This window comes from Streptomyces sp. NPDC103540, from assembly GCF_055584445.1.
In genome coordinates, this window is sequence record NZ_JBVJMA010000009.1 from 201,398 (window position 1) to 222,548 (window position 21,151).

Consider the following 21,151-nt stretch of genomic DNA (forward strand, 5'->3'; position numbering starts at 1 on the left):
TCCGCGGAGCCCGGGACCCGCCGCACCACCACGCCGCCGCGCCATCGCGCAGCCGGGTCAGACGTACGGGATCCTCAGCACCGCCGCGTCCGTGCCCGTCTGGAGCTGGGACGTGCCGTTGCCCAGGGCGTTCCAGACCTCCAGGCGGACGGTGCCGTTCCTGAGTTCGCCCAGGCTGCCGGTGGTGGCCTGCGCGCCGACCGCCTGCGTGTACTCCTCCCAGCCCGCGAGCGGGTCGGTCGCGAAGTAGCGGAAGGTCTCGGTGCGGTCGAAGGTGCCGTCACCGGTCAGGTCGTAGCTGACCCGGACCTGCGGGGCGAGCCCGACCCTGGTGCCCGCGTCCACCCTGAGGCGGAAGGCGGTGGCGGCTCCGGCGGCGGGCTTGCCGTTGACCTGCCTCGCCTCGTAGACCGTCGGCCGGTACGGGGTGCCGTCCCGGTTGACGCCGTCGGCCGAGGCCAGGGTGTCCGCGCCGGCCGGGTCCGTGGTGGCGGTGGTCAGGACGCCGCCGGTCTTGAGGCGGAAGGTGTTGCCGGTGGACGGGCCCGGTTCCTGCGGGTCGGGGTCCTGGCCGCCGGGGCCGGTGGCCGTGGCCGTCGAACGGGCCGCGACCGCGAGGGTCCTGCCGTCCGTGAAGGTCACCGTACGGGCGGTGGAACCGTGGTTGTGGGCGGTGTAGGTACGGACGCCGTTCCTGGTGAAGACAGCGGCGGTGGGCAGGTCCGCGCCGACCGTCGTGTCCGGTGCGCCGAGGGTGTCGAGCGTGCCGATCCAGTGGTAGGTGTGCGCCCTGGACTCCCCCTGTTCCGGGGTGTAGTTCCCGTTCACCGCGTCCCACTTGGCCTTCGCCGAGGCCGGAGCGGCCAGCGCCTCGAACTCCCAGAGCAGGTCGCGCCACTCCTGGGCGGGGCCGCCGTTCTCGCGCTCCATCTCGGCGATGTTCCGGGTGATGGCGGCCTTCTCGCGGGCCAGGTGCAGCGAGCCACCGGTCACGGGAAGGACGTTGATCCCGTGGATCTCCTCCGGGTTGGCGGTCCACCAGGTGGAGTAGGCGGCGCCGCTCCCCCAGACCATGCCGACCGTCCCGTAGCGGTACGACGCGGGGAAGACCTGTTCGTTCGCGTCGAACCAGTACTGGGTGATCGCCTCGGATTCGGTCGTCAGCAGGTAGCTGCCGAGGTCGCGCAGCGAGGTGTCGCCGGTCGCCGCGCCCCAGAGCACCAGCGCGGCGCTGAGGTTGGTGGACTCCGACGAGGACTCCTGGTTGTTGCCCGCCGCGAAGCCCTGGTGGCCGGAGGCCCAGCTGTGGCCCGCGTACACGTCGAAGCCCCGCAGGAAGGGGTACGCGGTGTCGGTGCGGCTCGGGTTGGCCGTGTCGCGGATCAGGTGCTTGACCATCGTGCCCCAGGCCGAGTCCGCCGCCCAGGCCTGGTCGTACTGGGCGACGATCGCCGCCGCGTAGACGTAGTAGCCGTAGTGGAAGTGGTGGTCGTTGAGTTCGGTGTCACTGCCGTACGAGGCCGGATAGCCGGTGAGGGTCTTCCAGTCCCGGTCGTAGGCGAACCCACTGGCCCCGCCCGCCGTGAGCCACTCCTGGAGCCGGCCCTTCATCAGGCCGAGGAGTTTGTCGCGGGTCGCGGTCCGGCCGATCTGGTCGGCCACGGGCACCAGTTGGGCGAGCCGGCCGAGCGCCTTGCCGGTCCAGTAGGTGTCGGAGGCCCCGGAGAACGGGTCGGAGGCCTGGGCGACCTCGTCGAGGTAGGCGCCGAGGCGGGCCCGGTCGATCCCGTCCGAGGCGGGCAGGGCGGGCACCACTCCGCTGCTTCGCTGACTGGTGGTGAAGGAGGCGGAAGCGCGCACCTTCATCGTGCCGCGCGGTGAGACGTACGTGTACGGGGTCAACGCGTCGGTGGTGTGGAGCCACTGGTGGCGGTAGAGGGCCTGGAGCGTGCCGCGTTCGGTGCCCTCCTTGGCCTCGGTGGTCAGGGTGTAGGTCGCCCGGACGTCGGCGCCGACGCTCTGCCAGGCCACTCTGGAGCCGGTGACGAAACTGAACGCGTACGTGCGGTAGGTCGCCAGCGCGTCCGTGGAGGGCAGGACGGCGAGCGAGAAGTAGTCCTTGCCCGCCAACGCGGCGGTGATGGTGGTGCCGGACACGTTCCAGTCGGCACCGGTCGGGGCGAAGAGGGCGTAGTGGTGACCGGCGACCGTGATGCCGAGGACGTTGCCGTCGTCCGCGAAGACGGTCGGCGCGGAGGCGGTCGTGACGCGGGCGTCGCCGCCGGAGCCCTTGGCGTATACGAACGGCATGCCGTGGCCGATGGTGGCGCGGAAGGTGCGGGTGCCGTCCGCCCAGTACGGGGTGACGGTCCAGTCCGACCAGGCGTCGGCCTTGGTGTCGGGGGAGTTCAGGCCGGTGAGGCCGACGGTGAGATCGGCCTTGTGGGCGTACTCGTACTGCCGGCCGTCACCGACGATCGCGGGCGTGGTCGGGTAGCCGACCTCCAGGCCGGAGGCCTTGGCCTGGTACGTGAGGGGGTGGCCGTACATGGGGGTGGAGTACGGGTTGTCGCCGTAGCGCTGGTAGGCGAGCGAGGTCCACCAGTCGTTGGTCGGGACGGGCTTGTCCCGGGCGGCCGCCGTGAGCTTGGGGGTGACGGGTGCGCCGGTGTTCGTCGTGGGGCCGGACGTACCGGCGGGTCGGACGTCGGTGTAACTGCCCAAACCGGCGGGGATGGTGGCGGCGACCGCGGGGGTGGCGGCGGACGTCAGACCGACGGCGGCCAGGGCGATGGCAAGCAGCGTCGCCGCGGCCGGTCTGAAGGGTGAGGCTCGCACGAAACAACACCTCGATCATGGGGGGAAGAGCGCGTTCGAGAGCGCTCTCAAGTGCCAAGGAACGTAAATCTCCTGAAACCGTGATGTCAAGAGAGGCCACAACGAGCCCAGTTGACGCGAACGTCGGGCTGTTATGCGTTCGACTCTTGACGGGGAGCAGGTGGTGGGAGACGCTCCAAGCGCACTGAGTGAGAGCGCTCTCAAGGCGCTCGGTTCATCCCGACGTCAAGGGAGGCTTCCCATGCCCATCGCCCGAGCCACCACGAGAGCGGCCACGAGAGCCACCGCGCGAGCCGTCGGGAGGGCCACGGTCCGCCTCGGCGCCGTCGTCCTCACGGGGGCCCTCCTCGCCGGCTGCGGGTCCGGCTCCTCGCCGGACGCCTCCGCCGGCGGGGACGGGAAGATCACCCTCACCGTCGACCTCTTCGGATCCTTCGGCTTCAAGGAGGCCGGGCTCTACGAGGAGTACCAGCGACTTCACCCCAACGTGACGATCAAGCAGAGCGACACCCAGGACGAGGCGGATTACTGGAAGTCGCTCCAGACCCGCATCTCCGGCGGCGGCGGCCTCGCGGACGTGCAGGGCGTCGAGGTGGGACGGATCGCGTCGGTCACCCAGCAGCAGTCCGACCGGTTCCTGGACCTCAAGGCGTTCGGGGCGGACCGGCTCAAGGACCAGTTCGCCGCGGCCAAGTGGTCGGCGGCGACCACGAAGGACGGCAGGATCCTGGGCCTCGGCACGGACGTGGGCCCCGAGGCCATGTGCTACCGCACCGACCTCTTCAAGGAGGCCGGCCTGCCCACCGACCGCGAGGAACTCGCGAAGAGGTGGTCCACGTGGGACGGCTACCTGGAGCTGGGCAAGGAGTACAAGCGGAAGGCGCCCGCCCAGAGCGCCTGGCTGGACAGCGTCGGATCCCTCTACGGGGTCATGATCGGTCAGGAGAAGGAGCGGTACTACGACGCCTCGGGCACGTTGGTCTACGAGACCAACCCGGCGGTCAAGACCGCCTGGGACGCCTCCGTGAAAGCGGCCGAGGCCGGCCTGAGCGCCAAGCTCGACCAGTGGTCGCCGCAGTGGAACCAGGCCTTCGCCGCCGGTTCGTTCGCCACGATCCCCTGCCCGGCGTGGATGCTCGGCTACGTCAAGGGCCAGGCCGGCGACGCGGGCCGGGGCAAGTGGGACGTCGCCAAGCTCCCCGGCGGAGCGGGCAACTGGGGCGGCTCGTACCTCGCGATCCCCCGTGCGGCCAAGCACAAGGAGGAGGCGTACCGGCTGATCGAGTGGCTGACCGCGCCCGAGCAGCAGGCGAAGGTCTTCCGGAAGCAGGGCAACTTCCCGTCTTCGACGGGCGCCATCGCGAAGATCGGGGACGCCACGGACCCGTACTTCTCGGACGCCCCGATCGGCAGGATCTTCGGTGACGCGGCCAAGGATTCCCCGGTCCAGGTGCTGGGCGTGCACGACCAGAACGTGATGCAGCAGCTGACGAACGCGCTGAGCGAGGTGGAGCGCAAGGGAGTCCCCTCGGCAACGGCGTGGGAGACGGCCAAGAAGGGCGTGGCCAACGTGATCGGCTGACACCGGTCCGCCCGGCCGGCCGCGCACGCACGACCGGCCGTCCCCTCCCGGACGGCCGGGCCCCCGCCCCCGCCCCGCACCCCTCCCGTCCCGATCCCGAAGGGCCGCACATCGTGTCCCCCACCTCCCTCGCGAAGGCCGGGCCCGGCCGGGCCGAAGCCGGTCCCGCACCCGGTCCCGCCCCCGGGGCCGCCCCGGGCGACGGTCCGGCAGCCGCTCTCCGGCGCACCTGGCGCAAGGCCTCCCCGTACGCCTACGTCGCCCCCTTCTTCACCCTGTTCCTCGCCTTCGGCCTCTTCCCGCTCCTCTACACGGCGTTCGTCTCCCTCTACCGCGTCGAGCTCCAGACGAGCGGCGAGATGGAGTGGCGGGGCATCGCCAACTACACCGCGCTCTTCGCCGACGAGTACTTCTGGATCTCGCTGCGCAACACGTTCACCATCGGTGTGCTGTCCACCGTCCCGCAGCTCGCGATGGCGCTGGGCCTGGCGCACCTGCTCAACTACAAGCTGCGCGGCCGGACCTTCATCCGGACCGCGATCCTGCTCCCCTACGCGACCTCCGTCGCCGCCGCCACGCTCGTCTTCGCGCAGCTCTTCGGCCGCGACTTCGGTCTGATCAACTACGTGATCGGGCTCGTCGGATTCGACCCGGTGGACTGGCAGACGGGCACGGTCGCCTCGCAGGTCGCCGTGTCGACGATCGTGATCTGGCGCTGGACCGGCTACAACGCGCTGATCTACCTCGCGGGCATGCAGTCGATCCCCCACGAGCTGTACGAGGCCGCGGAGATGGACGGGGCATCCCGATGGCGCCAGTTCGTCCACGTGACCCTTCCCGGACTGCGGCCGACGATCGTCTTCACCGTGATCGTCTCGACGATCGGCGCGACCCAGCTCTTCGGTGAACCCCTGTTGTTCGAGGGGTCGATCTCGGGCGGCATCTCGCACCAGTACCAGACCCTCGGCCTGTACATGTACGAACAGGGCTGGGGCTTCTTCCACCTGGGGCGGGCCGCGGCCATCGCCTGGGTGATGTTCGTCCTGATCGTGCTGCTCGTCGGGGTCAACGCCCTGATCGCGCGCCGCCGCACCCGCAAGGAGGCCGGCCGATGACCGCGCTCGCCCGACCGTCGTCCGGGGCCGGGAAGACGATGGCGGGCGGCTGGTTCGCCTACCTCGTCCTCGGCTTCGCGCTGCTGATCTCGGCGTTCCCGTTCTACTGGACGATCGTCGCGGCCAGCCGGTCCAACGCGGACCTGGCGCGGGTGCCGCCGAGCCTGCTGCCCGGCCCGAACCTGATGAAGAACTTCGAGGCGGTCCTCGAAGAGGCGGACATCGGCAAGGCCCTGCTGAACTCGCTGATCGTCTCCGGGGCGATCACCGTGGGCACGGTGCTCTCCTGCACGCTGGCCGGGTTCGCCTTCGCCAAGCTGCGGTTCCGGGGCCGGGGCGCTCTGCTGACGTTGACGATCGGCACGATGATGATCCCGCCGCAGCTCGGGGTGATCCCGTTGTTCATGCTGATCGCCGAACTCCAGTGGGTGAACCAGCTCCAGGCGGTGATCCTGCCGGGTCTGGTGTCGGCGTTCGGGGTGTTCTTCATGCGCCAGTACCTGGTCCAGTCGCTGCCGGACGAGCTGATCGAGGCGGCCCGCGTGGACGGGGCCTCCACGGCCCGCGTCTTCTGGTCGATCGTGATCCCGATCGCGCGGCCGGGGATGGCGGTGCTCGGGATGCTCACGTTCATGACGGCGTGGAACGACTTCTTCTGGCCGGTCATCGCGCTGTCCTCGCAGGAGCCGACGGTGCAGGTCGCCCTGCGACAGCTGGGCGGCGGTTACGTCAACGACCAGTCGGTCATCATGGCCGGCACCCTGCTCGGCACGCTGCCGGTGCTGCTCGTCTTCGGCCTGCTGGGCCGGCAGATCGTCGGCGGCATCATGCAGGGCGCGGTGAAGGGCTGACGCGCTCGCCCCACGACCGAGCCGATGGAGCCACCGGCCCGATCGCCCCCACCGGCCCGATCAACCCATCGGCCGCACCGCCCGCATGCACCCCCATGGGCTCATCGGGCGCATGGGGCGCATGGGCCCCTCCGATCGTCCCCATTCCCCCTACCCTCCTGGAGTGTCCGTCTCATGACCGCTGTCGACGCCCGCCCCGCGACCTCCACGGGCACCCGCCCCGAGACCGGGACCGGACTGCGCTTCCCCACGGGATTTCGTTGGGGCACCGCCACCGCCGCCTACCAGATCGAGGGGGCGGCCACCGAGAACGGCCGGACGCCGTCCATCTGGGACACCTTCAGCCGTACGCCCGGCAAGGTCCGCAACGGTGACACCGGTGACATCGCCGCCGACCACCTGCACCGGATGCCGGACGACGTGAAGCTGATGAAGGAACTCGGCGTCACGGACTACCGCTTCTCCGTCTCCTGGCCCCGGGTCCAGCCGACGGGGCGGGGCCCGGCCGTGGAGTGCGGCCTGGACTTCTACCGCCGCCTGGTGGACGAGCTGCTGGCGAACGGCATCAGGCCGGTCGCGACGCTCTACCACTGGGACCTCCCCCAGGAGCTGGAGGACGCGGGCGGCTGGCCGCAACGCGACACCGCGCACCGGTTCGCGGACTACGCGGACCTGGTGGCCGGGGCGTTGGGCGACCGGGTGGCCACCTGGACGACGCTGAACGAGCCCTGGTGCGGTGCGTTCCTCGGGTACGGGAACGGGGTCCACGCCCCCGGCCGCACCAGTGACCTCGCCGCGCTGCGCGCGGCCCACCACTTCAACCTGGCGCACGGCGGCGCGGTCCGCGTCCTGCGTGACCGCCTCCCCTCCACCGCCGAGATCTCCCTGACCCTGAACCTGCACGCCCTGCGCCCGCTGACGGACACGGCGGCGGACCTGGACGCGGTGCGCCGCATCGACGCGGTGGCGAACCGGATCTTCCTGGACCCGGTCTTCCACGGGCGGCTGCCGCGGGACCTGGTCGAGGACACGAAGCGGGTGACGGACTGGTCGTTCGTCCGGGACGGTGACCTGGAGGTCACGTCCGCCCCCATCGACTCGCTGGGCGTCAACTACTACTCCCCCAGCGTGGTCTCCGCCGGCTCCTCCGCCTCGCCGGCCCCCTGGGCGGGCGCCGAGCGGCATGTGGAGTTCACCCCGGCGGCGGGCCCGCGCACGGCGATGGACTGGCCGGTGGACGCGAACGGCCTGTACGAGTTGCTGACCCGACTGCGCGACGAACTCCCGGGCCTGCCGCTCCTGGTGACGGAGAACGGGGCGGCGTACGACGACTACGCGGACCCGGAGGGACAGGTCCACGACCCGGAGCGGGTGGCGTACCTGGACGCGCACCTGACGGCCGTGCACCGGGCCATCGAGGACGGCGTGGACGTACGGGGTTACTTCCTGTGGAGCCTGCTGGACAACTTCGAGTGGGCCTACGGGTACAGCAAGCGCTTCGGCATCGTCCACGTGGACTTCGCGTCCCAGCGCCGGACGGTGAAGGACAGCGCGCGATGGTACGCGGGGGTCATCGCGCGAAACGGGCTGGCGCGGAGCTGAGCGGGACCCGCCTCGTACGGGAACGGGGCGGCGAGCGCCGGACGGCGGGCTACCGGTTCTGCCACACCGGCGCGGGGTGGAAGGGCGCGCGCCGCTTGCGGGCTTCGATGCCGAGGAACAGGGCCCCCGAGGCGAGGGTCGCGAGGAACGACAGCACCATGGCGAGCGGCAGCAGGACGTTGGCGGTCTGCCCCAGGCCCAGCCACAGCGTCGCCGTGGCCGACGCCAGAGCAACCAGCAGCGGGATCCTCGCGGTGAGCGACAGTCCGCCGCTCACCGCGACGAAGGCGTACCCGATGAGCAGGCCCGGCCCGATGGCCACCACCACACCCAGGAACAGGAAGATGAGCAGGGCGACGATCATGTGTTACCGACCTCCGGGTCTCGTGGCCGGGCAGGCCGAAGGCGCACGGATCCACGTTCGCCCCGGCCCGGCGGGCCTTTCCGCGCGCCATGCTGTCAGATTTTCTGAACACGTTCAACGCAGACCGTGGAGGGTTCCGCGAGGGTGCCTTTCCGGGCGCTCCCGCCCGTCGGCAACGCGTATGCGGCGTGCGGGAGTTGGTGACACGCGTAGGTGACGGATCCGATGCCGCACGCCCCTTGCCGTGGTGGACGCGGCTCGCCAATGATGCTGCGGGCGTTCACAGGCCCGCGCATCGGCCACGACACTCCAGGAGACCTCGTATGCGGACCAGTCATCGCGGCCGGAAGTCGGCGGCCGTCGTCGGAGCCGCCCTCGCGCTGGTCGTCGCCGTCCCCCAGGTGGCCTTCGCGGCGCCGCCCCCGGGCCTTGCGGGCAACGCCTCCGCCCTGGAGTCGACGTTCCAGCCGGCCTACGACTACGACACCGACGGGTGTTACCCGACGCCCGCGATCGGCGTGAACGGCGAACTCAACGGCGGGTTGAAGCCCACCGGCGCCCTCAACGGGAACTGCCGGGACGCCTCGGACCTCGACAACACCAACGGCTATTCCCGCGCCAAGTGCAACAACGGCTGGTGCGCGGTCCTGTACGCCCTCTACTTCGAGAAGGACCAGGCCCTCGCCGGCGTCAGCCTGGGCGGACACCGCCACGACTGGGAGCACGTGGTGGTGTGGACCAGGAACGGTACGGCCGAGTACGTGTCGACTTCGGCGCACGGCGACTTCGTCGTCCACGCGCGGGACCGGATCCGGTGGGACGGCAACCACCCGAAGATCGTCTATCACAAGGACGGAATCGGCACCCACTGCTTCCGGGCGGCGAACAACAACGACGAGCCGCCGGAGAACCACCGCCGCACCTGGCAGTTCCCCACGCTCGTCGGCTGGGACGGCTATCCCGCGAACCTCCGGGACAAGCTGAGCACGGCCGACTTCGGCAGCGCGCACTTCGGCCTGCGCGACGACTCCTTCGCCTCCCACCTGACGAAGGCCAAGCCCGCGGGGATCGCCTTCGACCCGAACGCCTGACGGGCCCGGCCGGCCCGGCCGGGCCGGGCCTCGGAGCCTCGGCGCGTACGGATCGCGACACAGGGCAGACGGCGGGCATGACCGTACCCAAGACGACCGTTCTCGTCCTCGACAGCGCCGAGCCCGAGCTGCTGGCCCGCTTCTACGCCGACCTGCTCGGCGCGGCGGTGGAGCCGGCGCCGGGAGACGGGGAGCTCCTCCTCGTCACCGGCCCCGCGGGCGCGGCGCTCGGCATCCGCCGCGACCCGTCCCACATACCGCCGACCTGGCCGCTTCCGGAGGGCTCCCACCAGGCCCACGTGCTCATACGGGTCGACGGGCGGGACCTCGACGAGGCCGAACGCGAGGCCGTGGCCCTCGGGGCCCGCCCGATGACCGCCCGGGACGACGGGGCCGCACCGGGCAGCCGGACCACCGTACGGCGCTACGCCGATCCGGCCGGCCACGCGTTCGTCCTCGAAGCGGAGGCACCTCCCCTGCGACTGTAGGGCGAATCGCCTGGCACCGGGGTAATCCGCCCCTCGGCCCCGCCGGTCCCCGAGACTTCCCCAGGAGAGGCGAAGCGGTGGGTCGGCGCACACCGATGAGTTTCGCGGTCCCGGCCGGTCTACCTCTCCGACGGGCCGAAAGCCGGCCCCGGCGGAAGCCCGGGAAGGGTGAGGAACATGAGGTACATGATCCAGATGAACGTGCCGGTCGAGGAGTGGGACGCCGTCATGTCGTCGTTCTCCAAGGACGACATGGAGGCCATGTTCGCCCACATGAACGCCCTCAACGCGGACCTGACCGCCGCGGGGGAATGGGTGGACGGGCAGGGACTGGGCGGCCCCTCCCTGGTCAAGACGGTACGGGCCGGCAGCGACGGGCGGCCGCAGGTGACCGCGGGGCCCGGCCAGGCCGGCGGGCACATCCTGGCCGGGTACTGGGTGGTCGACGTCAAGAGCGAGGAACGGGCCCTGGAGATCGCCGCCCGGGCGTCGGCGTGCCCCGGCCCGGGCGGCACGCCCGGCAACGACCCGGTCGAGGTGCACCCGATCCCCGGTGACCCCACGCAGGGCTGAGCCCGGCCGCCCTTGCGGCGCGCCGCACTCCGCTCTCCGCGCGCCGCACTCCGCCCACGGCCGTTCACCCGATCGTGAGTTCCTCCGGCCGGGGGTCGGGCGCGCTGCGAACCTGGGAGGCGCGGCAGGTCACGGGCGTCCGCCCGGCCGCGCCCCAGGGTGAGGAGAGGCCATGACAGGGAACACGGGACGACGCGGGGGCCCGGAGGAACGGGCCGTCCTGGTGGCGGTGGGACTCGCCGACCTGGCGGTGAACACCGTGGGCACGGCCCTGGAGTACGTGTGGGGGGCGCTGCGCCGCTCGGACACGGCCGAGCTGGCGGCGGACACCGAGCGCGATCTGCTCGCGCGCGGGCGCCTGGTGATGGACCGGTACGCGGCCGCCCCGCCGGCCCACCTGGAGGTCCTCGCCCGGCAGGCTCTGGCCCGGCGCGCCGGTGATCATGTCTGATCGGTGGGAGCCGGCCCCGTTCAAGGCCCGCGTCGACGAGGTGCTGCGGGAATTCGTCGCCGTCGAGGCCGACCTGCTGTCGGCCGTCGACCCTCTGCTCGGTCCGGTGGCCGGCGCGTTGGAGGACGCGGTCGCCGACGGCAAACGGTTGCGCGCGGCGTTCTGCTACTGGGGCTGGCGCGCGGCCGGGCAGCCCGACAGCGACGCGCTGGTGCGGGCGGCGGCCTCGATGGAGCTGGTGCACGCCGCCGCGGTGGTGCACGACGACCTCATCGACGACAGCCCCATCCGGCACGGCCGCCCCACGGCGCACATCGCGTTGCGCGAGGCCGTGCGCCGTCGATCGCACGCCGACGCGGCCGCCCGCTCGCTCGCGATGCTGGTGGGCGATCTGCTGATGTCGCTGGCCGGGCAGTTGTTCGCCACCAGCGGCCTGCCGGCCGCCTATCTGTCCCGGGCTCGCCCGTTGTGGTCGGTGATGGCCCGGGAACTGATCGCGGGCGAGTGCCTGGAGATCCTCCGTACGGGGACACCTCCGGACACCTCGGAGTCGCTGAAGGTGATCCGGTACAAGACCGCCAAGTACACCGTCGAGCAGCCCCTGCTGATCGGCGCCGCCCTGGCGGGAGCCGGCGACCGGCTCCGTCAGGGCTGCTCCGCGTACGGGCTGCCGCTCGGGGAGGCGTTCCAGCTGCGGGACGATCTGCTCGGGCTGTTCGGCGACCCGGTGCGCACGGGCAAGGCCAATGCCGACGACGTGCGCGGTCACCGGCCCACCGCCCTGCTGGCCGAGACCTGGCGCCTGGCGGACGAGGGCGAGCGGGAGCGGCTCGCCGCGCTGCTCGGCCGCCGCGACCTCGACGAGGCGGGACTGGCCGAGGTCCGCGAGGTGATGCGCGGGGTGAAGGCCCCCGACCGCATCGAGGTGATGATCGGCGAGCGGGTCGACGAGGCGCTGGCGGTGCTGGGGACCCTGAACGTGCCCGCGCCCGCCACGGCCGCCCTGACCTCGCTGGCGGGCTCCGCCGCGATCCGGCGGGCCTGACCCCCCGCCCGGCACAGACGACCGACGACCGACGAAGTACGAGGAGACCCGTCGTGACCTACACCGAGGCATCCATGGACACCCTGCGGCAGGCCGGTGACGAACTCGCCGACGCCACCGTGGCCACGCTCTTCGAACGGGGGGAGGTGGGCAAGTTCAACACCCTGATGCGGTACGTCTCCACCGTCGGCGCCCCCTTGCCGGACGGGCTGCCCGAGGTGGCCCGGGAGTACCTGCACGTCACGGGTGCGCCGCCGGCGTGGGTGGACTGGGGCGAGATGGAGCGGGCCCGACTCTTCTTCATCGACAACAACGTGCACATCTCCACCGCCCTGTCCTTCGCCTCCATGCCCGCCTGCTACGTCGTCCCGCACGTGGCGAAGCTCCTGTCGGCCACCCACGGACTGAAGTACCCGTCCAAGCGGATGGCGGAGACCGGCCAGTTCACCGTCTACCTGATGCAGCCCGACGCCTTCGAGGCGGGCAGCCGCTTCATCCCGGCCGCGCAGAAGGTGCGCCTCCTGCACGCCTCCATCCGCCACCACCTCGTCCGCGAGAACCGGTGGGACGTCGGGGCACTCGGCACGCCGATCTGTCAGGAGGACATGATCGGCGGGCAGATGTTCTTCTCGATGCTCGTCCTGGACAGCCTGCACCGCCTGGGCATCCACATGTCCACGGAGGGCGCCGAGGCCTACTACTACGCCTGGCGCGTGGTCGGCGCGATGCTCGGCGTCGACCAGGACGCCGTCCCCAAGTCACTGGAGGAGGCGCGGCGGTTCCTCGATCTGTACATGGTCCGGCACATGGCGCCCTCCGAGGAGGGCGCCCATCTGACGCGGCAGCTCATCGACCTCTACGAGGAAATCGTGCCGGGCACCTTCTTCGACCCGATCGTCTCGGCGCTCATCCGCCATCTCGTCGGCGACACCTGCGCGGACTGGCTGCGGGTGCCTCGCACCCCCTGGGACACCGTCGTCAAGGCCGTGCCGCACCTCCTCGGCGTCCTGGAGAGCATCGAGGACCACTCCCCGCTCGGCGCCTGGGTGCTCGACCGCCTCGGCCACCTCACGACCGTCCTCGAACTGTCCTCCCTCACCCGTGGTCGCGTCATGCACTACGCGATCCCGGAGCAGCTGAAGAAGGAGTTCGACGTCGACGCGACGGTGCCCCGCACCCACCGCTGGGTTCCACCCGCCCCGACGCTGTCCTCCTGACGGCCGTACGGGCGGCCGCCGGCGCCCGTCCCTCGGAAAACCGTTGGGACGCCCCGGCGGCCGCTGTTATGTTTTCCGGAGGCCGTGCGAGAGATCGAGGAGGTGGTACCCGTGAACGCAGTATCGACACGGGTGCTCCCCTCAGGGGTCACGGTCGGACGCTGAACAGGTCGTCCGGGAGCGCCGTCTCACGAGCACTCCCGAAAGGCACGACCATGCGCTTCACCTCCGAACAACACCTCGACGACGGCATCCTCGAACGCGAGTTCACCCTCGACGAGATCCCCGGCATCCTGTGGACACCCACCTCAGTGTCCGGGCCGACGCCCCTGATCCTGCTCGGCCACCCGCCCCTCGGGCTGCGCCGGATGTACCCCCGTTTGGTGGACCGGGCCGGGCAGGCCGCGGCGGAGGGCTTCGCCGCGGCCACGATCGAGCTCCCCGGAAGCGGCGACCGGCCCCGCCTGCCCGCCGTCGAACAGGCCCGTGCTGCGATGCGGCGGGCGATGGACGCGGGCGAGCCGGTCGGCCCCGAGATCGTCGACGCCCTCGTCCTGCCCCTCGTCGACCGGGCGGTACCGGAGTGGCGGGCCGCCCTCGACTCCCTCCTGGCCCTGCCCGGGATCGGCGGCCCGGTCGGCTACTCGGGGGGAGTGATCTCCATCGGCGTCCGCCTCGCGGCGGTGGAGCCCCGCGTCGCGGCCGCCGTTCTGTTCGCGGGCAGCCTCGTACCGCGCGCCGTGTTCGAGGAGGCCCGCCAGGTCACGATCCCCCTGCACGTGCTCCTGCAGTGGGACGACGAGGGCAACGAACGGGAGGCGGCCCTGGAGCTGTTCGACGCCTTCGGTTCGAGGGACAAGTCCCTGCACGCCCATCTCGGCGGTCATGCCGGCGTCCCGCGGTCCGCCGGTGAGGCGGCGACACGGTTCTTCGCCCGGCACCTGAAGTAGGGCCGGGAGGCCGCCCCGTCCCGTCCTGTCGGGGCGGGGCGGCGCGGCGCGGCTGTCAGCCCTCCGCGACGGTGCCCTGGTGCTCGCCGCCGGTGTCGAAGTACCGGTCCAGGTAGGACTCCTCGTCGAGCGGGCTGTCGCGCAGGAGGGAGAAGACCTCGTCTCCGTCGCCCGGCCGCCCCCCGGTGGCCAGGCGGTAGCACTGGGCCAGCTCCAGGTAGCGCAGGCCGTTCTCCCCCGCGTAGGTCCGTGCCTCGTCCTCCGCCCTGGCGGCGGCCTGGGACATCGAGACGGCCTGCCAGAGGGTCAGGCGCTCCTCGTAGGTCGTGTCGTCCACGACGTCCCACCGGAACACGCAGCGCACCGCGTACCAGGCCTTCTCGTCTGCGATGTCCGCGGTTGACATGGTGCTCTCCTTGGCTGACACACCGCACGGGGCATGATCGGTCGGGTGCCCAGGGTCTGGACAGGCACCGAGTTTCACCTCGGCGGGCCCTCCCCGCAACCGCCTGCTTGCTCTGCCGATGTCGCCAAGGGCCCGGCTCCGCACGACCGGTGGTACCGGCGGGGCGGGGCCGGGCCTTCGCGCGTCAGGATCCGAGTTGGGCGAGGACGTCCTCGACGCCGGGGCGCGCGGCCCGCGCGTCCCGGTCGACGAGGCCGATGCGGGTGCGGCGGTGCAAGACGTCGTCGGCGTCGAGGGCCCCCTCGTGGGTGACCGTGTAGGCGATCTCGGCGCGGGTGACGTTGACGCGGGGGGCGATGCGTCCGAGCGGATCCGAGACCGTGGCGGTGTCGAGTACGGCGCCGGCCTCGCCGCCGTAGCGGGCGAGGAGGGGCGCGGGGACGCCCGCGCGAACGGCGGTGGGCGTCTCGGGGTGGCCGGGGGCGCCGACGAGCGGGAGGTCGCGGGTGCGGCAAGGGCCCGCTCGCAGGTCCCGGATCCGGCAGGCCAGGTCCACGGCGTCCTGGGCCATGGCGCGGTAGGTGGTGAGCTTGCCGCCGACGACGGTGATGGTGCCCGACGGGGCCTCGCGGACGGCGTGACGGCGGGAGAGGTCCGCGGTCTCCCCGCCGCCCGTGTCGAGCAGGGGGCGCAGTCCGGCGAAGGAGCCCAGGACGTCGGCGCGGGTCAGGTCGCGTTCCAGGGCCGTGTTCACGGTGGCGAGGAGGAAGTCGATCTCCTCCTCGGTGGGCACCGGGACGTCCGGGACCGGCCCGGGGGCGTCCTCGTCGGTCAGGCCCAGGACGACGCGCCCCAGTTGCTGCGGCAGGGCGAAGACGAAGCGGCTCGTCGTGCCGGGCACCGGTACGGTCAGCGCGCCGCGCGGCCGGCCGAGGGTGGCCGCGTCGAGGACGAGGTGGGTGCCGCGGCTGGGACGCAGCCGTATGGAGTCGTCGACCTGGTCGGCCCAGACGCCGGTCGCGTTGATCACGGCGCGTGCCGTGACCTCGATGTCGGTGCCGGTCAGGGTGTCCGTGAGGACGGCGGAGGAGCCGGTGACCCGGCCGGCGCGGACGCGCGTCAGGACGCGGGCGCCGTGTCCGGCGGCGGTGCGGGCGAGTGCGGTGACGAGGCGGGCGTCGTCGACGAGTTGGCCGTCGTGGGCGACGAGGGCGCCGCGCAGGCCCTGGGTGCGGACGGCGGGCACCAGGCGGGCCGCCTCGGCGGGGCCGACGCGTCGGGCGCGGGGCAGCAGGGCCGCCGGGGTGCGCGCGGCCATCCGCAGGGCGTCTCCGGCCGTGAAGCCCGTGCGGACCAGCAGCGCCGCGCCGCGGGAGACGGACGGCAGGAGGGGGACCATCTGCGGCAGGGCGCGGATGAGGTGCGGTGCGGTGCGGGTCATGAGGACGCCGCGTTCGACGGCGCTCTCGTGGGCGACGCCGATCCGGCCGGAGGCGAGGTAGCGCAGGCCTCCGTGGACGAGTTTGGAGCTCCAGCGGCTGGTGCCGAAGGCGAGGTCGTTGGCCTCGACGAGGACGGTGCGCAGTCCGCGCGATGCGGCGTCCAGGGCCACGCCGGTACCGGTCACTCCCCCACCGATGACGAGCACGTCCACGCCGGCGCCGCCGGCGAGGGCTTCGAGGTCGGCGGTGCGGCGGGCGGAGTCCAGGGCGGTCGGGGAGCGTCGGTTCATGGTTTCAGGTATCCGTTCAGTGCGATCGCCAGTTCGCGACGCCACGCGGTCTCGGGCAGCAGCTCGGCGACCATGCGGTGCGACTGGACCGTGGACTGGGTGATGAGCAGCACCATGGCGGAGAGTTCCAGGGGTTCCCCGGCGCGCACCGTGCCGTCCTGTTGGGCGGCGGCCAGCAGGCCGCTGAGCTGGTCGATCAGGTCGCGCTGGCTGGTGCCGAGCCGCTGGACGACGTACTCGGAGATCAGGTCGGCGTCGCCCTGGAAGAGGGCGCCGAGCACGCGGTGGTCGCGCATCTGGACGGCGATCTCGACGATCCACCGGACGAGGCCCTCGCGGTCGTCCGAGGCGCGCGGCGTGCGGGCGACGGTGTCGAGGATCTCGCGGGTCAGCAGGGAGCCGACGAGGGCGCGGACGTCCGGCCAGCGCCGGTAGACGGTGGGGCGGCTGACGCCCGCGCGCCGTGCGATCTCGGTGAGCTGGACGCGACCGCCCAGCACCGCGACCAGTTCGGCGGCGGCGTCGAGGATCCGGTCGTCGAGACTGCGGTCTCCGGTTCGGGGAGATGCGGCGGCATCAGCGTTACGCATTGACATGATGTGGAAAACTGTAACGCATGTCTACGGAACCTCACCTGCCGCCGGGCGGTGCCTCGACCCTTCCGCTGCCTCCGATGGCCTGGAACGCCTGGGGCGACCCGGCGCTCGCCAAGCCCCTGACCGACGAGATCGCGGCGCTGGTCCGCGGACTCCTGGAGATATCCCCCTCGGACGCCGCCCCGATCGCCGCCGGGGACGTCCGCCTCACGCCCTCGCGCCTGAGCGGGGTGCACCTGCGGGGGCTCGCCGGGATCGTCGGCGAGGAGCACGTGTCCACCCTGGACGGCGACCGGCTGCCCCGTGCGGGCGGGAAGTCCACGCCCGACCTGCTGCGGCGACGCTCCTCGGAGCCGCAGGACGCCCCGGACGGTGTGGTGGTGCCGGGCAGCGAGGGGGAGATCGCCGAGCTGCTCACCTTCTGCACCCGCCAGCGCATCGCGGTGGTGCCGTTCGGCGGCGGTACGAGCGTCGTCGGCGGACTCGACCCGGTGCGCGGGGAGTTCGCCGCGGTCGTCTCCCTGGACCTGCGGCGTTTCGACGTCCTGCACTCCCTGGACGAGGTGTCCGGAGAGGCCGAACTCGGCGCGGGCGTGACGGGCCCGCGCGCCGAGGAACTCCTCGCGGCACGCGGCTTCGAACTGGGCCACTACCCGCAGAGCTTCCGCTTCGCCACGATCGGCGGGTTCGCGGCGACCCGGTCCTCGGGGCAGGACTCCGCCGGCCACGGCCGCTTCGACGACATGGTCCAGGGGCTGCGGGTGATCACCCCCTCCGGCGTCCTCGACCTCGGTCGCGGGCCCGCCTCGGCCGCCGGGCCGGACCTGCGCCAGGTGTTCCTGGGCTCGGAGGGCACGCTGGGGGTGATCACCCGGGTCAGGGTGCGGGTGCACCCGCTGCCCGACGTCAAGCGCTACGAGGCGTGGAGCTTCCCGGACTTCGCCACCGGCGCCGCCGCGCTGCGCGCGGTCGCCCAGCAGGGCACCGGACCCACCGTGCTGCGCCTGTCGGACGAGACCGAGACGGGGGTCAACCTGGCGATGACGGCGAAGATCGGCGCGCCCCAGGCGGTGTCCGGCTGTCTCGCGGTCACCGTCTTCGAGGGGTCCGAGGCGGCGACCGCGGCCCGGCAGGAGCTGACCCGCGCCGTCCTGACGGAGGCCGGGGGCACCTCGCTGGGCGAGGAGCCGGCCCGCGCCTGGGAACACGGCCGGTTCGGCGCCCCGTACCTGCGCGACGCCCTGCTGGACGGCGGCGCGCTGTGCGAGACGTTGGAGACCGCGACCAGCTGGTCGAACCTGGAGGACCTGCGGACGGCCGTGACCTCCGCGCTCCAGACGGCCCTGCGGGCGACGGGCTCCACCTCCCTGGTCATGTGCCACATCTCGCACGTGTACGCGACCGGCGCCTCGCTGTACTTCACCGTGCTCGGCGCCCAGCGCGGGGACGCCGTCGAGCAGTGGCGGAGCGTCAAGACCGCCGCCGGCGACGCGATCCTCGCCCACGGCGGCACCATCACCCACCACCACGCGGTGGGCACGGACCACAAGCCGTGGATGCGCGAGGAGATCGGCGACCTGGGCGCGGCGGTACTGCGCGCCGTCAAGGGCGCCGTGGATCCGGCCGGCATCCTCAACCCGGGAAAGCTCATCCCGTGAGACCGGAGCCGACGCGGCGCCCGGTGAAGGACGTACTGGTGCTGACGAACCCGGCGGCGGGCTCCGGCCGCGCCGCCGGGGTCGCCGGGACGGCGGTGGCACGGCTGCGCGAACTCGGCGTACGCACGCACGTCGAGGCGGGCACGGATCCGCGGGACGCCCTGCGCCGGGCCCGTGCGGCCGTCGACCGGGGCGTCGACGCGCTCGTGGTGGTCGGCGGCGACGGGATGGCGGCCCTGGCCGTCCAGGCGCTCGCCGGCACGGACGTGCCGCTCGGCGTCGTACCCGCCGGGACGGGCAACGACGTCGCGCGGCAGTACGGCCTCCCCCGGGGGAACCCGGGCGCCGCGGCGGAGGTCGTCGCGGCCGGCCGGACGCTGCGCGTGGACACGGGTCTCGTGGAGACGGCCGACGGGACGAGCCGGTACTTCGTCTCGGTCCTGGCCATCGGCTTCGACTCCCTGGTGAGCGACCGGGCCAACCGGATGCGCCGACCGCGCGGGCGCGCGCGGTACAACATCGCCATGCTGCGGGAACTGGCCGGGCTGCGCCCCCTGCCGTTCCGGCTCGTGCTCGACGGTGGACGGGAGGTGATCGCGCGCGACCTGGCGCTGGCGTCGGTGGGCAACTCGCGGAGCTACGGCGGGGGCATGCTCATCTGTCCGGACGCGGACCCCTGCGACGGGCTGCTCGACCTGACGCTCGTGGACGCCATGCCGCGCGCCAGGCTCGTGCGGTTCTTCCCCACCGTCTTCACGGGCGGGCACGTCCGCAGGAGCGAGGTGACCACGCGCCGCACGACGTCGCTGCGCGTGGAGAGCCCGGGGATCAACGTGTACGCGGACGGGGACCACGTGGGTCCGCTGCCGGCCGAGATCCGCGTGGTGCCGCGCTCCTTGTCGCTGCTGGTCCCGGACTGATCCGGCCGCCCGGACGTGGACCCGCGTCCGGGCGTCCCGGGAGCGCGGCGCGGGCCCACCGGGCCTCGTACGACGGACCAGTGCGGGCGTCCGGTTTCGGCCGAGCCCTGGATGATCAACCGGTGATGTCGCACGGGCGGGCGCTGTTAGGTTCGGCCGGGTCGTCAGGGCTCCTCCCTCGGCGCCGATCGAACACCACCCCGCCACCGCCGCGGGCGGCGCGGGCACGGGCTCACAGCAAGGACGCACACGATGTCGACGTTGGACCGGATGGACGCGGGCCTGCGCGCCCTGCACCTGCTGGAAGGTCAGCGCATGGCGCAGCGCCTGTTCGCGCGGGTGATCGCCACTCAGGTGATCAGGCCGGGACGCAGCGAGGAGGAGGTCGACAACCGGATCGCCCTGATCGCCCGCGAGGTGTTCGGCGCACGGGCGGGCCGGGTCGGCCGTCGGTTCGTACGGTCCTGGCCGAACACCGTGGTGGGCGGGACCTGTCCGGAACGGGTCATCGGCGGGCAGGACTTGGTCGTGCTGGACTTCGAGTCGCTGTTGGCCCCGTACGAGACGGGCTTCGCCCGGACCGTGGCCCTCGGCGACGGTCCCGCGCGCCGGCGCCTCGTCCACGACCTGGCCGTCGTGGCCGCCGGCGCCCGGGACGCCTTCCGGGCCGACGACTCCCTCACCGGCCGCGAACTGTACGCGGAGGTCCGCGCCCTGGCGGCCCGGGTCGGCCGGAGCCTGGGCGCCCGGCACTGCGGTCGGCTGACCGGCACCGCGCCCGCCCCGCGTGCGCGGGCGACGCGACCGGAGCTCCTCATCGGCCCGGACAACGACCGGCCCCTGCGCCGGACCCTGGAGGAGGGGGGCCGGGCCCACTGGATCCTCCAGGTCCACCTCGTCGACGAACACCACGGCCGGGCGGCGGTGCACACGGAACTGCTCGACCTCACCTGACGCGCCCGACCGGCCGTTGGTCCGTGCGGACCACGCCGGGGCCGGGAGCGGCTACCGGGCGGGCCAGCGGGGCACCACTGGGGCCGTGACAGTACACAGGAACCATCGATACGCGATCACCGTGGAGCGCCGGGACGGCGCCTGGCGGTGCACCCGGCTGGACCGCACCGCCCTCACCGGGCTCGACGAGGCGATCGCCGCGGTCCGTGCCGTGGGGGCCTCGGGGGCGGTGTTCGGGTTCTTCAACGCGGACGAGTCCTTCTTCCTGATCCTGCGCTCCGGGCCGGGCGGAACCGCCCTGCTGCTCTCGGACGCGCGCGCCGCGCACCGGCACACGCTCGCGGCCCAGGCCCTGGACGCCCTGGGCATGACCCCGCCCGGATCGGACGCAGCCGGAGAGGAAGCACCCGGAGAGGGAGCATCCGGCCCGCGCCCGGCCGGGGATCCGGGGATCCTCGCCGACCTGGGGCTCACGGCCGAGGCCATGGAGGCCGTCCTGGCCCGGCCGAACGCCGTACCGGACGACCAACTGCGCGCCGTCGCGGACCGGTGCGGATTCGCCGCGGAGTTCGACCGCCTGCGGCGGTAGCGGGCCGGGCGGGGGGGGGCCCCCCGCGGGGGCCCCCCCCCCCCCCGCCCCCCCCCCGGGGGCGGGGGGGCCCGGGGGGGCGCCCGGGGCGGGGTTTGTGGGGGCGGTGTGAGGGGCCCCAGCCCAGCG

At 72.7% G+C, this 21,151-nt stretch carries 20 protein-coding genes; 15 read left to right on the forward strand and 5 right to left on the reverse strand.

The genetic code is table 11. The annotated features are described in order from the left end of the window. Window positions 1–57 precede the first annotated feature (57 nt). Window positions 58–2,838 (reverse strand): glycosyl hydrolase, encoded by a 2,781-nt coding sequence (locus tag ACZ6ZI_RS22935; protein ID WP_469523743.1) that lies wholly within the window; start codon window positions 2,836–2,838, stop codon window positions 58–60. 241 nt (window positions 2,839–3,079) lie between these two features. Here ACZ6ZI_RS22935 and ACZ6ZI_RS22940 point away from each other — a divergent pair, with 241 nt between their 5' ends. From ACZ6ZI_RS22940 to ACZ6ZI_RS22955, 4 genes are all read left to right on the forward strand, one after another. Next, entirely contained in the window at window positions 3,080–4,420 is a 1,341-nt protein-coding gene (locus tag ACZ6ZI_RS22940; protein WP_469523745.1) for an ABC transporter substrate-binding protein, read from the forward strand. A gap of 113 nt (window positions 4,421–4,533) precedes the next feature. Next, on the forward strand, window positions 4,534–5,535 hold the full coding sequence (locus tag ACZ6ZI_RS22945; protein ID WP_469523747.1) for a carbohydrate ABC transporter permease: 1,002 nt from the start codon (window positions 4,534–4,536) through the stop codon (window positions 5,533–5,535). Beyond that, entirely contained in the window at window positions 5,532–6,386 is an 855-nt protein-coding gene (locus tag ACZ6ZI_RS22950; RefSeq protein WP_469523748.1) for a carbohydrate ABC transporter permease, read from the forward strand. The genes ACZ6ZI_RS22945 and ACZ6ZI_RS22950 overlap by 4 nt, the downstream gene beginning before the upstream one ends. 174 nt (window positions 6,387–6,560) lie before the next feature. After that, a complete protein-coding gene (locus ACZ6ZI_RS22955; protein WP_469523750.1) occupies window positions 6,561–7,988 on the forward strand; it encodes a GH1 family beta-glucosidase in 1,428 nt (475 codons plus the stop codon). Window positions 7,989–8,037: 49 nt separating this feature from the next. Here ACZ6ZI_RS22955 and ACZ6ZI_RS22960 read toward each other — a convergent pair whose 3' ends face one another. Beyond that, a complete protein-coding gene (locus tag ACZ6ZI_RS22960) occupies window positions 8,038–8,352 on the reverse strand; it encodes a hypothetical protein (protein WP_469523751.1) in 315 nt (104 codons plus the stop codon). Between the two features lie 323 nt (window positions 8,353–8,675). Between ACZ6ZI_RS22960 and ACZ6ZI_RS22965 the strand changes: the two genes are divergently transcribed. The 7 genes from ACZ6ZI_RS22965 (at window position 8,676) to ACZ6ZI_RS22995 (ending at window position 14,167) form a co-directional block, all read left to right on the forward strand. Then, the gene (locus ACZ6ZI_RS22965) at window positions 8,676–9,443 is read left to right on the forward strand and encodes an NPP1 family protein (protein ID WP_469523753.1); all 768 of its coding nucleotides are present in this window, start codon (window positions 8,676–8,678) and stop codon (window positions 9,441–9,443) included. Window positions 9,444–9,520: 77 nt separating this feature from the next. Next, complete coding sequence (locus ACZ6ZI_RS22970; RefSeq protein ID WP_469523754.1) at window positions 9,521–9,931, forward strand: VOC family protein; 411 nt, start codon at window positions 9,521–9,523, stop codon at window positions 9,929–9,931. Between the two features lie 177 nt (window positions 9,932–10,108). Next, window positions 10,109–10,504 (forward strand): YciI family protein, encoded by a 396-nt coding sequence (locus ACZ6ZI_RS22975; protein WP_469523756.1) that lies wholly within the window; start codon window positions 10,109–10,111, stop codon window positions 10,502–10,504. A 172-nt stretch (window positions 10,505–10,676) separates the two neighbouring features. Next, the gene (locus ACZ6ZI_RS22980; protein ID WP_469523757.1) at window positions 10,677–10,955 is read left to right on the forward strand and encodes a polyprenyl synthetase; all 279 of its coding nucleotides are present in this window, start codon (window positions 10,677–10,679) and stop codon (window positions 10,953–10,955) included. Then, window positions 10,948–12,000, forward strand: a complete 1,053-nt coding sequence (locus ACZ6ZI_RS22985; protein ID WP_469523759.1) for a polyprenyl synthetase family protein — start codon at window positions 10,948–10,950, stop codon at window positions 11,998–12,000. The genes ACZ6ZI_RS22980 and ACZ6ZI_RS22985 overlap by 8 nt, the downstream gene beginning before the upstream one ends. Window positions 12,001–12,053: 53 nt before the next feature. Continuing rightward, window positions 12,054–13,217 carry an oxygenase MpaB family protein gene (locus tag ACZ6ZI_RS22990; protein ID WP_469523760.1) on the forward strand — a complete coding sequence of 388 codons (1,164 nt, stop codon included), beginning with the start codon at window positions 12,054–12,056 and terminating at the stop codon, window positions 13,215–13,217. A 215-nt stretch (window positions 13,218–13,432) separates the two neighbouring features. Further along, window positions 13,433–14,167: a dienelactone hydrolase family protein gene (locus ACZ6ZI_RS22995; RefSeq protein WP_469523762.1), complete on the forward strand. Its 735-nt coding sequence runs from the start codon at window positions 13,433–13,435 to the stop codon at window positions 14,165–14,167. 55 nt (window positions 14,168–14,222) lie between these two features. Here ACZ6ZI_RS22995 and ACZ6ZI_RS23000 read toward each other — a convergent pair whose 3' ends face one another. The 3 genes from ACZ6ZI_RS23000 to ACZ6ZI_RS23010 all read right to left on the reverse strand — a co-directional run bounded on the left by ACZ6ZI_RS23000 (window position 14,223) and on the right by ACZ6ZI_RS23010 (window position 16,901). Continuing rightward, on the reverse strand, window positions 14,223–14,573 hold the full coding sequence (locus tag ACZ6ZI_RS23000) for a hypothetical protein (protein ID WP_469523763.1): 351 nt from the start codon (window positions 14,571–14,573) through the stop codon (window positions 14,223–14,225). Window positions 14,574–14,757: 184 nt separating this feature from the next. After that, complete coding sequence (locus ACZ6ZI_RS23005; RefSeq protein ID WP_469523765.1) at window positions 14,758–16,305, reverse strand: glycerol-3-phosphate dehydrogenase/oxidase; 1,548 nt, start codon at window positions 16,303–16,305, stop codon at window positions 14,758–14,760. Further along, window positions 16,302–16,901: a TetR/AcrR family transcriptional regulator gene (locus tag ACZ6ZI_RS23010; RefSeq protein WP_469523766.1), complete on the reverse strand. Its 600-nt coding sequence runs from the start codon at window positions 16,899–16,901 to the stop codon at window positions 16,302–16,304. Before ACZ6ZI_RS23010 ends, ACZ6ZI_RS23005 begins: the two co-directional genes overlap by 4 nt. Before the next feature lie 20 nt (window positions 16,902–16,921). Here ACZ6ZI_RS23010 and ACZ6ZI_RS23015 point away from each other — a divergent pair, with 20 nt between their 5' ends. The 4 genes from ACZ6ZI_RS23015 (at window position 16,922) to ACZ6ZI_RS23030 (ending at window position 21,022) form a co-directional block, all read left to right on the forward strand. After that, the gene (locus ACZ6ZI_RS23015) at window positions 16,922–18,559 is read left to right on the forward strand and encodes an FAD-binding oxidoreductase (RefSeq protein ID WP_469523768.1); all 1,638 of its coding nucleotides are present in this window, start codon (window positions 16,922–16,924) and stop codon (window positions 18,557–18,559) included. Next, complete coding sequence (locus ACZ6ZI_RS23020; RefSeq protein WP_469523769.1) at window positions 18,556–19,479, forward strand: diacylglycerol kinase; 924 nt, start codon at window positions 18,556–18,558, stop codon at window positions 19,477–19,479. The genes ACZ6ZI_RS23015 and ACZ6ZI_RS23020 overlap by 4 nt, the downstream gene beginning before the upstream one ends. Window positions 19,480–19,731: 252 nt before the next feature. Further along, window positions 19,732–20,433 carry a M24 family metallopeptidase gene (locus tag ACZ6ZI_RS23025; protein ID WP_469523771.1) on the forward strand — a complete coding sequence of 234 codons (702 nt, stop codon included), beginning with the start codon at window positions 19,732–19,734 and terminating at the stop codon, window positions 20,431–20,433. A gap of 85 nt (window positions 20,434–20,518) precedes the next feature. Next, the gene (locus ACZ6ZI_RS23030; protein WP_469523773.1) at window positions 20,519–21,022 is read left to right on the forward strand and encodes a tRNA adenosine deaminase-associated protein; all 504 of its coding nucleotides are present in this window, start codon (window positions 20,519–20,521) and stop codon (window positions 21,020–21,022) included. The last annotated feature ends 129 nt before the right edge of the window (window positions 21,023–21,151 follow it).

Bases quoted from the DNA above. Each gene is read 5' to 3' on its own strand.
- ACZ6ZI_RS22940 (WP_469523745.1), top strand. From the start codon at position 3,080: ATGCCCATCGCCCGAGCCACCACGAGAGCGGCCACGAGAGCCACCGCG.
- ACZ6ZI_RS22950 (WP_469523748.1), top strand. From the start codon at position 5,532: ATGACCGCGCTCGCCCGACCGTCGTCCGGGGCCGGGAAGACGATGGCG.
- ACZ6ZI_RS22955 (WP_469523750.1), top strand. From the start codon at position 6,561: ATGACCGCTGTCGACGCCCGCCCCGCGACCTCCACGGGCACCCGCCCC.
- ACZ6ZI_RS22960 (WP_469523751.1), bottom strand. From the start codon at position 8,352: ATGATCGTCGCCCTGCTCATCTTCCTGTTCCTGGGTGTGGTGGTGGCC.
- ACZ6ZI_RS22965 (WP_469523753.1), top strand. From the start codon at position 8,676: ATGCGGACCAGTCATCGCGGCCGGAAGTCGGCGGCCGTCGTCGGAGCC.
- ACZ6ZI_RS22970 (WP_469523754.1), top strand. From the start codon at position 9,521: ATGACCGTACCCAAGACGACCGTTCTCGTCCTCGACAGCGCCGAGCCC.
- ACZ6ZI_RS22975 (WP_469523756.1), top strand. From the start codon at position 10,109: ATGAGGTACATGATCCAGATGAACGTGCCGGTCGAGGAGTGGGACGCC.
- ACZ6ZI_RS22980 (WP_469523757.1), top strand. From the start codon at position 10,677: ATGACAGGGAACACGGGACGACGCGGGGGCCCGGAGGAACGGGCCGTC.
- ACZ6ZI_RS22985 (WP_469523759.1), top strand. From the start codon at position 10,948: ATGTCTGATCGGTGGGAGCCGGCCCCGTTCAAGGCCCGCGTCGACGAG.
- ACZ6ZI_RS22995 (WP_469523762.1), top strand. From the start codon at position 13,433: ATGCGCTTCACCTCCGAACAACACCTCGACGACGGCATCCTCGAACGC.
- ACZ6ZI_RS23000 (WP_469523763.1), bottom strand. From the start codon at position 14,573: ATGTCAACCGCGGACATCGCAGACGAGAAGGCCTGGTACGCGGTGCGC.
- ACZ6ZI_RS23005 (WP_469523765.1), bottom strand. From the start codon at position 16,305: ATGAACCGACGCTCCCCGACCGCCCTGGACTCCGCCCGCCGCACCGCC.
- ACZ6ZI_RS23010 (WP_469523766.1), bottom strand. From the start codon at position 16,901: ATGTCAATGCGTAACGCTGATGCCGCCGCATCTCCCCGAACCGGAGAC.
- ACZ6ZI_RS23015 (WP_469523768.1), top strand. From the start codon at position 16,922: ATGTCTACGGAACCTCACCTGCCGCCGGGCGGTGCCTCGACCCTTCCG.
- ACZ6ZI_RS23025 (WP_469523771.1), top strand. From the start codon at position 19,732: ATGTCGACGTTGGACCGGATGGACGCGGGCCTGCGCGCCCTGCACCTG.